At 68.7% G+C, this 12,144-nt stretch carries 10 protein-coding genes; 4 read left to right on the top strand and 6 right to left on the bottom strand.

Annotated elements, in window-relative coordinates:
* The first annotated feature begins 1 nt into the window (after nt 1).
* A complete protein-coding gene (locus ABE485_RS26985) occupies nt 2-1,009 on the top strand; it encodes a 2Fe-2S iron-sulfur cluster-binding protein (RefSeq protein WP_346518324.1) in 1,008 nt (335 codons plus the stop codon).
* A 13-nt stretch (nt 1,010-1,022) separates the two neighbouring features.
* On the opposite strand, the gene ABE485_RS26980 is transcribed toward ABE485_RS26985, so the two are convergent.
* From ABE485_RS26980 to ABE485_RS26955, 6 genes are all read right to left on the bottom strand, one after another.
* Nucleotides 1,023-1,460, bottom strand: coding sequence for a universal stress protein (locus tag ABE485_RS26980; RefSeq protein ID WP_008164773.1), 438 nt, complete (start codon nt 1,458-1,460; stop codon nt 1,023-1,025).
* A 149-nt stretch (nt 1,461-1,609) separates the two neighbouring features.
* Entirely contained in the window at nt 1,610-3,316 is a 1,707-nt protein-coding gene (locus tag ABE485_RS26975; protein WP_346518323.1) for an ABC transporter ATP-binding protein, read from the bottom strand.
* Between the two features lie 15 nt (nt 3,317-3,331).
* On the bottom strand, nt 3,332-4,192 hold the full coding sequence (locus tag ABE485_RS26970) for an ABC transporter permease (protein WP_346518322.1): 861 nt from the start codon (nt 4,190-4,192) through the stop codon (nt 3,332-3,334).
* Nucleotides 4,189-5,166 (bottom strand): ABC transporter permease, encoded by a 978-nt coding sequence (locus tag ABE485_RS26965; RefSeq protein ID WP_346518321.1) that lies wholly within the window; start codon nt 5,164-5,166, stop codon nt 4,189-4,191. The genes ABE485_RS26970 and ABE485_RS26965 overlap by 4 nt, the downstream gene beginning before the upstream one ends.
* Nucleotides 5,167-5,187: 21 nt before the next feature.
* A complete protein-coding gene (locus ABE485_RS26960; RefSeq protein ID WP_346518320.1) occupies nt 5,188-6,870 on the bottom strand; it encodes an ABC transporter substrate-binding protein in 1,683 nt (560 codons plus the stop codon).
* Between the two features lie 54 nt (nt 6,871-6,924).
* Nucleotides 6,925-7,824, bottom strand: coding sequence for a hypothetical protein (locus ABE485_RS26955; protein ID WP_346518319.1), 900 nt, complete (start codon nt 7,822-7,824; stop codon nt 6,925-6,927).
* 183 nt (nt 7,825-8,007) lie between these two features.
* Between ABE485_RS26955 and ABE485_RS26950 the strand changes: the two genes are divergently transcribed.
* Genes ABE485_RS26950 through ABE485_RS26940 form a run of 3 tightly spaced genes read left to right on the top strand, consistent with a single transcriptional unit; the run spans nt 8,008 to nt 11,859 of the window.
* Nucleotides 8,008-9,249 (top strand): SfnB family sulfur acquisition oxidoreductase, encoded by a 1,242-nt coding sequence (locus tag ABE485_RS26950; RefSeq protein ID WP_346518318.1) that lies wholly within the window; start codon nt 8,008-8,010, stop codon nt 9,247-9,249.
* 4 nt (nt 9,250-9,253) lie between these two features.
* Nucleotides 9,254-10,471, top strand: a complete 1,218-nt coding sequence (locus ABE485_RS26945) for an SfnB family sulfur acquisition oxidoreductase (protein WP_346518317.1) — start codon at nt 9,254-9,256, stop codon at nt 10,469-10,471.
* A 17-nt stretch (nt 10,472-10,488) separates the two neighbouring features.
* Nucleotides 10,489-11,859, top strand: a complete 1,371-nt coding sequence (locus ABE485_RS26940) for an LLM class flavin-dependent oxidoreductase (protein ID WP_346518316.1) — start codon at nt 10,489-10,491, stop codon at nt 11,857-11,859.
* The last annotated feature ends 285 nt before the right edge of the window (nt 11,860-12,144 follow it).

Here is a 12,144-nt window from a genome sequence, read left to right as displayed (position 1 = left end):
CATGGCCTACCGCGTGCATATCCTGGAAACCGAAGAAGCCTTCGACGTCGAAGAGGGCGAATCCGTGCTGGAAGCCGCGGAGCGGTCAGCGGTGAAGCTGCCGCACGAATGCACCTTCGGCGGCTGCGGCACCTGCCGCATCAAACTCGCATCCGGCGCGGTGCGCTACGAAGAATTTCCGATGGCGCTCACGCAAGAAGAGGCGGACGAGGGCTACGCGCTGGCCTGCCAGGCGCGTCCCGTGGCCGACCTGTGCATCAGCGTGGCCAGCAGCCGGCAGGCGTTTCCCGAACCGCGCCGCGTGCCCGCAACCATCCACCGCATCGAACCCTATTCTGGCGACGTCATCCATCTGACGCTGGCGCTGCCCGGCCAGGGACTGGACTACGTGCCGGGCCAGTACATGAATGTGGTGCTGCCGGACGGCGAAACGCGCAGCTTCTCCATGGCATCGCCACCCGCTGGAAACCTGGTTGATTTCCATGTGCGCCGCATCCCGGGCGGCCGCTACACCGACCAGTGGCTGGGCCAGGCGCGCGCGGGCGCGGACGTCGAGATCGAAGCGCCGCTCGGCGTGTTCAGCTATCACGAGGAAGACTGGCGCCCGCTCATCATGATGGCCACGGGGACGGGCATCGCGCCGATCAAGGCCATCCTGGAATCCCTGCTGGACAACGAGGATTGTCCGCCCGTCACGCTGTACTGGGGCATGCGCACGGAGGCAGACCTGTACCTGCGGGATGTCATCGAAAGCTGGGCCGGGCGCCTGTACGAATTCAACTTCGTGCCCGTGCTGTCGCGCGCGGGTGAAGGGTGGCAGGGGCGCCGGGGCCATGTGCAGCAGGCCGTCATGGAAGACCACGACGACCTGTCGGAACACGCCATCTACCTGTGCGGGGCCCCCGAGATGATCCGCCAGGCCAAGAGCCTGCTGGCGGCGCGCGGCGCCAGCCTGGACCACATGTACGCCGACAGCTTCACCTTCCAGCACGAGCTGGCGTCGGCCTAGCAGGCGAGACTGGCTAGCGGTACACCAGCACCGGCAGCTTGGTGCGCGCCAGCACGCGCTGCGTCTCGCTGCCCAGCAGGAAGCCGGTCATCCCGTGCCGGCCGTGCGAGCCCATCACGATCAGGTCGCAACCCTGCTTCTGCGCCGTGTCCACGATGGCCTCGTGCGGGTGGTCGTTGACCATCACGATGGCTTCGCAAGGCACCAGCGCGTGGCGCGCCTCGGTTTCAAGCCCATCGAGATACGCTTGCGCGTTCTTGCGCGCCTGGTCGGTGTGATGCGTCTGCGTGGTGCCCAGCATTTCGGCCTGGTAGACCAGCAGGTGGTCCTCCGGGATGGCTCGGATGAGGGTGATGGTGGCGCCCATTTCCTTGGCGAAGACGAGCGCGCGCTTGAATGCCGATTCTGACAGCAGGGAGCCGTCGACGGCGATGAGCAAGTGCCTGTACATGTTGCCTCTCCTTGAGGAGAAGGAATGCCGGGCTGCGGCGAATCCAGTATAGGCCCGCCGCCTGGCGCAATCCAGTCCCGCGAACGGACGAGCGGCGCGGCCATCGGACGGGTGCGGGCCCGCCGTGAAAGGCCCCGCCGCGCGCGCCTTCAGGCGATCCGGCGCTGGTCTTCGTCGCGCGCATCCAGCCCGCGCGGCAGGGCCTCGATGAGGCTGCGCGTATACGGATGCCGGGCCTCGCGCCACAGGGTGGCGTTGGGGCCTTCTTCGACGATGCGGCCCGCATTCATCACCAGCACCCGGTCCGCAAGGTAGTGCACGACCGACAGGTCATGCGAGATGAACAGGTACGACAGCCGGAACTCCTCCTTCAGGTCAACCAGAAGGTTGAGGATCTGCGCCTGCACGGAGACATCCAGCGCGGACACCGGCTCGTCGCAGATGACCAGGGCCGGCCGCAGCACCAGCGCCCGGGCGATGCCGATGCGCTGGCGCTGGCCGCCGGAGAATTCGCTGGGGTAGCGCGCCAGCGCTTCCCGCGGCAGGCCCACGGCGTCCAGGATGTGGGCGATGCGTCGGCGCCGCTCGTCGCGGTCCTTCACGTGGTGGATGCGCAGCGCCGCCTCCAGGATCTCCTGCACCGTGTGCCTGGGGTTGAGCGAGGCGTACGGGTCCTGGAAGATCATCTGCACGCTCCGCCGGTAGCCGGCCAGCCCGTCCGCGTCGAGCCGGGCGGTGTCCTGTCCGCGCAGCAGGATCCGGCCCGAGGCGGGCGCAAGCAGGCGCACCAGGGTGCGCGACAGGGTCGATTTTCCGCAGCCCGACTCGCCCACCAGTCCCAGGGTTTCGCCCGCCGAAATCTCGAACGACACGCCGTCGACCGCGGCCGTGACGCCGCGGCGGGTCTGGTACTGCACGCGCAGGTCCTGCACCTGCAGCAGCGGCCGGGCGGTGGCCGGCGCCGGGTCGTTGGCGGCGGCGCCGGCGCGCGGCGGCGTCACCAGCCCGAACACCGGGCGTCCCGATGCCGGGTCGAGCCGGGTGCGGATCTCGGGCAGGCGCAGCGTGCTGTAGTGGGTGGCGTCGTCCAGTCGCAGCGACGCGCCCAGCAGGCCGCGGGTGTACGGGTGGCGCGGATGGCCGAGCAGGGCCGATGCCGCGCCTTCCTCCACCTTTTCGCCGCCCACCATCACCGCCACGCGGTCGGCCCATTCGCCCACCACGGCCAGGTCGTGCGTGATCAGCAGCAGGCCCATGCCCAGTTCGGCGCGCAGGTCGTCCAGCAGCTTCAGGATCTGCGCCTGGACCGTGACGTCCAGCGCCGTCGTCGGTTCGTCGGCTACCAGCAGCGCCGGCTGGCAGGCGATGGCGGCCGCGATCATGGCGCGCTGGCGCTGGCCGCCGGACAGGTGGTGGGGGTAGTCGTCCACGCGGCGCTGCGGTTCGGGCACGCGCACCAGGTCCAGCAGCTCGATCGCGCGGGCGCGGGCGGCGCGGGCGGACGCGCCGCGGTGCAGGCGCAGCGCTTCGCCGATCTGGTCGCCCAGCGTCAGCACCGGATTCAGGCTGGTCATCGGTTCCTGGAAGATCATGGCGATGCGGTCGCCGCGCAGCGCGCAGCGGCGGCGTTCGGGCAGCGCCAGCAGGTCCTGGCCTTCGAACAGCACGCGTCCCTGCACCCGCGCGTGGCGCGGCAGCAGGCCCAGCAGGGCGAGCGCGGTGGTGGACTTGCCGCAGCCGGATTCGCCCACCAGCGCCAGGGTTTCCCCGGCGCGTATCTGCAGGTCCAGGCCGCGGACGGCCTGGTGGCCGGGAAAGGCGACGTTCAGTCCTTGGATGTCGATCAGCGTAGTCATGGGTATCCGGAAAAGCTAGCGCGCCGCCGCGACGCGGCGGCGGCGCAGCTTCGGGTTGAGCGCGTCGTTGACGGCGTCGCTGAGCAGGTTCAGGGCCAGCACCGTCGCCATGATGGTCAGCCCCGGCAGCGCCGTCATATACCAGGCGGTGCGCAGCGCCTCGCGGCCAGCGCCGACCATGCTGCCCCAGCTCACCACGTTGGGATCGCCCAGGCCCAGGAATGACAGCCCGGCCTCGGACAGGATCGCGTGGGCCACCAGCACCGCGGTGGTCACGATGATGGGCGGCAGGGCATTGGGCAGGATCTCGCGGAAGATGATGCGGGCGTGGCCCGCGCCCAGCGTCTGCGCGGCGCGCACGAACTCGCGTTCCCGCAGCGAGATGAATTCGCCGCGCGTCAGGCGCGCGATGCCGGTCCATGACGTGATGCCCAGGGCGAAGATAATGGTGGACAGCGACGGGCCCAGGATGGCCACCAGCACGATGGCAAGCAGGAACGACGGCACCGTCTGGAAGAGCTCGGTGATGCGCATCAGCACGGCGTCCGTGCGCGGCCCGGCGTAGCCGGCGAAGGCGCCGACCAGCAGCCCGATGCCCAGCGCGATCGCGGCGGACGCGCCGCCCACCAGCAGGGACACGCGCGCGCCGTGGAACAGCCCGGCCAGGATGTCGCGGCCCATGAGGTCCGTGCCGGCCGGGAATTGCGCATCCTCGCCCGGCCAGGTGAAGGGCGCGCCGACCATCTCCAGCGGATCGTCCGGGAACAGCCACGACGCGCTCGCCGCGGCGCAGAGCACGGCCAGCAGGATCGACGCGCCCACGGCGGCCGAGGGCGCGCGCAACAGCCGCAGCGCGGCAAGAACGAATCGCTTCATGTCTTTCTCACTCGGGGGTCGAGCAGGCCATAGCAAGCGTCGACGGCGATATTCATCAGCGCCACCAGCGCCGCGCTCATCAGCAGGATGCCCAGCAGCAGGTTGACGTCGCGGCTGGCGATGGCCTCGAACGACAGCTGCCCCAGGCCGGGCCAGGCGAACACGGTCTCGACCACGATGCTGCCGCCCAGCAGCGCGCTGCTTTGCAGCCCCAGCATGGTGACGACCGGCAGGATCGCGTTCTTCAGTGCATGGCGCCAGATCACGCGCGCCTCGCCGTTGCCGCGCGCGCGCGCCGTGCGGATGTAGTCTTCCTGCAGGGTTTCGATCATCGATGCGCGCGACAGCCGGGCATAGATGGCGACGTAGTAGATGGCCACGGTTGCGACCGGCAGCGCCAGGTGGCGCGCATAGTCCAGCCACAGCGCCCAGCCCTGGTGCGCCGCGCCCACATCGCGGATGCCGCCCACCGGCAGCCAGTTCAGGTGCACGCCGAAGCCCACGATCAGCATCAGGGCCGTCCAGAACATGGGCGCGGAGTAGCCGGCCGTGGCCAGCGCCGACAGCAGCGTGTCCAGCAGGCCCTGCGGCCGCCGGGCCGCCAGCACGCCCAGCAGGACGCCCAGCGCCACCGACAGCGCCAGCCCGGCGCCGATCAGGGCCAGGGTCGCGGGCAGCCGGCCCAGGATCAGGTCGGCCACCGGCTCGCCATAGCGGAACGAGTAGCCCAGGTCCAGGGACAGCAGGCTCTTCAGGTAATAGCCAAGCTGCGCGAGCACGCTCTGGTCCAGGCCATAGGCCTGGCGAAGCTGCGCCACGTGTTCGGGCGTGATGCCGCTGTTCTCGGACGCGATCACGTCCACCAGGTCCCCCGGCACCAGCTTGAGCAGGAAGAAGTTGGCGATGGCGGTGACGCCCACCACGAACAGGATCTGCAGCAGATAGCGCAGGGGGCGGGGCAGGCGCAGGGACATGGCGATGATTCCCGCGGGCCGTCAGGCCTTGCCCAGCCAGACGTTGGCGAAGTTGTTGCGCGAATGGGACGAGGCGTCCGTCACGTTGCGCACCTGCCTGTCCCACACGCCGAACCAGCGGAACTCGAACAGACCGATCAGCGGCAGGTCGCGCTGCGCCAGCCGCTGGACCTCGTTGTAGTGCTCAATGCGCTTTTTCGGATCCGTCTCGACCTGCGCGGCCTCGATGGCCCGGTCCATGTCGGGGTTGTTGTAGCCCGATACGTTGTACCAGGGCGTGCCCTTGGCCTCGGCCTTGCTCCAGTAGCGCGTCTCCACGCCCAGCTGCGGGTCGATGAGCACGGTGCCCCACGAACTGATGAGCTGGAAGTTGTAGTCGGTGAAGACATTGCGCGTCCACGTCGCCAGGTCCAGCCCGCGCAACGTGACGTCGATGCCGACCTTGCGCAGCGCCTGGCGCACGAATTCGCCGGTGCGGCGGTAGTCGTCGCCGAACGGAATGTAGTCGTGCGTCAGCGCAAAGCGCCAGCCGTCCGCCTTGCGCGGATAGCCCGCCTCGTCCAGCAGTTTCTCGGCCAGCGCCGTGTCGTAGGGATACTGCTGCACATTCGGGTTGTGGTAGGGCTTGACCAGCGACGGCACGGGGCTGACGAAGGGTTCCGCGTAGCCGTTCCACACGGTCTTTACCAGCACCTGCTTGTTCACCGCGTGGGCGATCGCCTGGCGCACCTTCAGGTTGGACAGGATCGGGTCGCGCAGGTTGGCCTCCAGCCAGAGCCACGCGGCAAAGCCGTTGTAGCCGGACGTGTCGACCGCCAGCTTGGGCAGCTTGGATAGTCGGGTCGCGTCGGTGAAGGCCACGGGGTTGCGCTCGCCATAGGCGACGCCGCCCGTCTCCAGCGCGGTGGCGCGGCCGGACACGTCGGGGATGATCTTCCAGACGATGCGGTCCAGATAGGGGCGTTCCGGCTGCCAGTACTTTTCGTTCTTTTCCAGCACGATGTAGTTGCCCCGGTTCCATTCCTTGAACACGAAGGGGCCGGTGCCGACGGGCTTGTTGTTGTATGGGTTGTTCTGGATGTCGGTGCCTTCGAACAGGTGGCGGGGCAGGATGGGCGCGCCCAGCGAGTCGATGGCGTTGAGCGCCACGGGCGTGGGTTGCGACAGGTGCAGCACGATGGTGTGGTCGTCGGGCGCGTCGACCTGCTTCAGGTACTGGAATACGCGGCGTGCGCTGGGCGCGTGCTTGAGCCACACTTCCTCGGCCGACCACTTGACGTCGGCGGACGTGAACGGCTTGCCGTCGTGCCACAGCACGCCCTGGCGCAGCTTGAACGTGATGGTCTTGCCGTCTTCGGACACGCTCCAGCTTTCCGCCAGCTGCGGGCGGGGCTTGAGGTCAGGGCCGTACTCCACCAGGCCGTCGAAGATCTTGCTGACGACGGCGCCCGTGGGCGTGGACGAGTTCAGGTAGAACGCCAGCGTGGGCGGTTCGGGATGCACCACCGCGTTGAGCACGCCGCCGCGCACCGCGCCGTCGACGGTGTTGGGCAGGCTTTGCGTATCGGCGTGCGCCGGCGCGAAGATCACGTTCGGAAACAGGGCCCCCGACCCCATCAGCGCCGCCGCGCCCATGAGCCAGCGGCGCAGCGGGCTGGCGGGAGCGTCGTGATCGTCCGCGGCGGGAGGTAGAGACTGCGTCATCTTGGTGGTCCTTTGTTCGGGGAAGGCGGAAAGGGAATCGGCGGCAGGGGCGTTTCAGGCCGCCAGGCTGACAAGCGCCGGCAGGTCGGCGGGATCGCGGCGCACCAGCGTGGCCAGCAGTTCGCGGCGCCATGCGTCGTACAGCGCCACGTGATTGCGGATGTCCAGACCCGTGGCGCGTTGGTTGAGCTGCCAGGAGTCGCGCAGATAGGGCCCCAGGATGCGCTGCGCGTCTTCGTCGGCCTGGATCAGGCCGTCAATCCAGTCGTCGCGTTCGGCCGGATCCGCGCGCTCCAGCTTGTTCAGCCACCACTGCGTGATGCGGATCCGGTGCGCTTCCTCATCGGGAAGGATGCGGTTCTCGCCGAACTCGCGGTGGCCGAAGTCCAGCACCCGCGCGGTGCGCCGGTTCACGAACAGGCGCGCCAGGATGTAGTGCTCGTAATGGAACTGCCAGGCCAGGAAGTTCTGCCAGTTGCGCAGCGCGAAGCCGCCGATCAGGTCCCACGCGTCGCGCACGCCTTCTTCCACCTGCGGCAGCGGATCGGCGCCCAGCAGCGCCGCGGCGCGCCCGCGCGAAAACTCCGCGTGGGCCGCGTCGTCGCCCAGTTGCCGCGCCAGCGCGAACTGGAAATCGACATCGTCGTCGAAGAGGCCCGAGATCGCATGCGCCGCCACCTGCGTGATGAACAGGTCGTGCACCGTGTTCCAGATGGCGTAGCGGCCGGCGGCCTCGCGTTCGCCGGCGTCCGCCAGATCGCGCGGCGCGTCGATGCGCGCCTCGGGAATGTGGGGCGCGACGGCAATCCGGATGTCGTCGAAGAGCCGCGCTTCAAGCGCGCCGTCGTAGTTCAGGGAAAGCGGCAGATCCAGTTCGGGCATGGCGGCGGGACAGTGGTTGGCGCAATCGCGTCGCGACAGCGGCGGCGTGCGGAAAGTCTCGACTCTAAGCAAGCGCCAAGGCCCGCCACAAACATTCTTTCGTGATTACTTTATGCGCGTCGCGCGCCGCTAACAGGGGCGTCCGCGACGCTCCACGCATATGCCGATTTCACATATGCCAATGCGAAATCAGTTCTTCCTTGCCGTCAGGCGCGGCCGTAGGCTGCATGTTTTCCTCAACGCCGGGGCCTTCGCATGCCGCAAGCTTCAACCACCTATTCCCCGCCCCAGGACGACGAGACCCCCAGAGTCGTGCCGGCGGCAAGGATCCAGAACGACGCCCAGGCGATCGAAGCCGCGCATGCGCTGGCCGCCGACTTCGCGCAGGGGGCGGCGCGGCGGGATCTTGAGCGCGGGCTGCCCTGGCGCGAGATCGAGCGCTACTCGGCCAGCGGCCTGGGCGGCATCACCGTGCCGCGCGAGTTCGGTGGCGCCGACGTCACGCACGAGACGCTGGCCGAGGTCTTTCGCATCATCAGCGCGGCGGATCCGTCGCTGGGCCAGATTCCGCAGAACCACTTCGGGTCGCTGAACCTGCTGCGCCTGACCGGCACGCCGGCGCAGAAGCGCCGTTACTACGAAGGCGTGCTCGCCGGACGCCGGCTGGGCAACGCCGGACCCGAACGCCATACGCGCCACACCCGCGACATCCAGGCGCGCCTTACGCCCGACGGCGACGGCTTTCGCCTGAGCGGACGCAAGTTCTACTCCACCGGCGCGCTGTTTGCGCACTGGATCCCGTCCAAGGTGCTCGACGCGCAGGGCCGCCTGGTCACGGTCGTGCTCGAGCGCGGCGCGCCCGGCCTTACGGTGGTGGACGACTGGTCCAGCTTCGGCCAGCGCACCACCGCCAGCGGCACCGTGCTGCTGGACAACGTGCGCGTCGAAGCGGACAGCATCCTGCCCGCGTGGACCGTGCAGGAAGCCCCCGTGCTGATCGGGCCGTATGCGCAGCTCATGCAGGCCGCCATCGACGCCGGCATCGCGGACGGCGCCTTGCGCGACACCGTGGCGTTCCTGCGCGAGCGGTCGCGCCCCTGGGTGGAAGCGGGCGTCGAACGCGCCACGCAGGATCCTTACGTCATCGCCGACGTGGGCCGGCTGTACACCGACCTGCATGCGGCCGAAGCCCTGCTGTCAGAGGCGGCCCGGCACCTGGACGCCGCCGCGGCCCGTGCGCTGGATGCGGACGGCGTCGCCGCCGCGTCGATCGCCGTGGCCCGCGCCAAGGCCCTGACGACCGAGGTCGCGCTGGCCGCCAGCGAAAAGCTGTTTGAACTCGCGGGCGCGCGCGCGTCGCTGTCCGAATTCAACCTCGACCGCCATTGGCGCAACGCACGCACGCACACGCTGCATGACCCCGTGCGCTGGAAATACCACGCAATCGGCAACCATGTGCTGAACGGCCAGCGGCCCAATCGTCATTCCTGGATCTGAGCCCATGTCCCACGACAACGTATCCACGCTGGCGCCCCGCCGCGCCGCCATCATCGAATCCGACGCGCACGCGCTGGAAGTCGCCCGCGCGCTGGCCGCCGATTTCGAGAAAGAATCCTCGCAGCGCGATCGCGAACGGCGCCTGCCGCTGCCGGAACTGGAGCGCTACTCGCAATCCGGCCTGTGGGGCATCACGGTGCCGCGGGAACACGGCGGCGCGGGCGTGTCGCGCGTCACGCTGGCCGAGGTCACGGCGATCATCTCGCGCGCCGACGGTTCGCTCGGCCAGATCCCCCAGAATCACTACTACGCGCTGGAAGTGCTGCGCGTGAATGGCAATGCCGACCAGCAAAAGCGCTTCTATGCCCGCGCGCTGGCCGGCGATCGCTTCGGCAACGCGTTGGCCGAAATCGGCACCCGCACCGCCGCCGAGCGCCGCACGCGCCTGACGACGGACGACACTGGCGGCTGGCGCATCAACGGCAGCAAGTTCTATTGCACGGGCGCGCTCTACGCCCAATGGATCCCCACCGCCACGGTCGACGACGACGGCATCCAGCGCCTGGCGTTCGTGCGCCGCGACAGCCCCGGCGTCGAGGTGATCGACGACTGGTCCGGCTTCGGACAGCGCGTGACCGGCAGCGGCACCGTGGTGTTCAAGGACGTGGCCGTGCCCCGGGATGACGTGCTGCTGCTCGTCGACCCGTCCGCGCCCGCCAACACCATCAAACCGCTGGCGCAGATCATCCACGCCGCCATCGACCTGGGCATCGGCCAGGCGGCGCTGGCGGACGCCGCCGAATTCGTGCGGGAGCGCTCGCGCCCATGGATCGACGCCGGCGTTGACCGCGCGCGCGACGATCCGCTGACGATCAGCGAATTCGGCCGTCTCTCCGTCAGGCTGGAAGCGGCCCGCGCCCTGGTCGCCCGCGCCGGCGGCATCCTCGACATCGCCACGGCCGACCCGGCCCCGGCACACGTCGCCGCCGCGGCCATCGCCGTGGCCGAGGCCCGGGCGCTCACCACCGAGGCCTCGCTTGCCGCCGGCACCAAGCTCTTCGAACTGGCCGGCACGCAGTCCACGCTGGATCAGCTGAACCTGGACCGCCACTGGCGCAACGCGCGCACGCACACGCTGCACGATCCCGTGCGCTGGAAGCTGCACGCCGTGGGCAACTACTACCTGAACGACGCCCCGCCCGCTCGCGTGGGCACCACCTGAACCCGGAGCGGCCCGCCATGGCAAAGAAGCAAATCCTCCTGAACGCCTTCAACATGAATTGCGTCGGGCACATCAACCACGGGCTGTGGACGCACCCGCGCGACACCTCCGTGCAGTACAAGACGCTGGACTACTGGACCGACCTGGCGAAGCTGCTGGAACGCGGCCTCTTCGACGGCCTGTTCCTGGCGGACATCGTGGGCGTCTATGACGTCTACCAGGACTCGGCCGACCTGACGCTGCGCGAGTCCATCCAGCTGCCGGTGAACGACCCGCTGCTCACGGTATCCGCCATGGCCGCCGCCACGCAGCACCTGGGGTTCGGCGTGACGGTGAACCTGACCTACGAGGCGCCGTACCTGCTGGCCCGCCGCTTTTCGACCCTGGACCACCTGACCAACGGCCGCATCGGCTGGAACATCGTCACCGGCTACCTGGAGAGCGCGGCGCGCGCCATGGGCCTGTCCGAACAGATCGCGCACGACGAACGCTACGACCGCGCCGACGAGTTCCTGGAGGTGGCGTACAAGCTGTGGGAAGGCAGCTGGGACGACGACGCGGTCCGTGCCGACCGCCAGGGCCGCGTGTACGCGGATCCCGAGGCGGTGCGTCGCGTGGACCACGCCGGCAAGTACTACCGTGTCCAGGGCTATCACCTGTCCGAACCGTCGCGTCAGCGCACGCCGGTGCTGTACCAGGCAGGTTCGTCCGGCCGCGGCCAGGCGTTCGCGGCGCGCCACGCCGAATGCGTGTTCGTGTCCAGCCAGACGAAGGAAGGCCTGCGCAAGCTGGTGGCTGGCGTGCGCGAATCGGTGGCCAGGGAAGGACGCGATCCGCGCGACATCAAATTCTTCATGGGCGTCACCGTGGTCGCGGGCCGAACCGAGGCCGAGGCGCGCGAGAAGCACGCGGAATACTTGCGCTACGCAAACCCCGAAGCCGGCCTGGCGCATTACGCCAGCTCGACAGGCATCGATTTCTCGCGCTATGCCGCCGACGAGCCGATCCGCTATGTGAAGAACAACGCGATCGAATCGGCGGTGAAGAACCTGACGGTCGCCCGGACAGACCGCACGGTGCGCGACCTGCTGGCCGACATGGCGCTGGGCGGCCGCTATCCCGCGCTGGTGGGCAGCGCATCGCAAATCGCGGACGAGCTGGAGGCCTGGGTGGCGGAGACGGATATCGACGGATTCAATCTGGCCAGGACGGTGACGCCGGAGTGCTACGGGGACTTCATCGATCTGGTGGTGCCGGAGTTGCAGAGCCGGGGGGCTTACAAGACTTCTTATGCGGAGGGGTCGTTGCGGGAGAAGTTGTTTGGGGCGGGGAGGGGGAGGTTGCCGGAGGAACATGCGGGAGGTGGGGTGCGAAGGGTGCTGGTTTGAGGTTTGTTGGTGGGGGCGTTTGGGGTTCTTAGGGTTTCGGATCTGCTCAGGTCTTGGTGTGTGTGCTGCATAGGCTTCAGATCTTCGTAGGTCTTGGTGTGTGTGTTGCATAGGCTTTAGATCTTCGTAGGTCTTGGCGTGTGTGATGCATAGGCTTTAGATCTTCGTAGGTCGCCCGACGCCGCGGTCGCCGTGGCTGCGAGCGCCCACGATTGCGGTCCGGAGCGTTCGCTCCGGACTGCCCCGTCGTCATCCTCGTCCTCGCCTGCGGCGACTCCTTCGGAT

The sequence above is a fragment of the Achromobacter spanius genome, assembly GCF_039673305.1.
GTDB classification, from domain to species: domain Bacteria; phylum Pseudomonadota; class Gammaproteobacteria; order Burkholderiales; family Burkholderiaceae_B; genus Achromobacter; species Achromobacter spanius_F.
The sequence above is the reverse complement of the archived record's forward strand: the minus strand, read 5'-3'. Positions and strand labels throughout refer to the sequence as shown.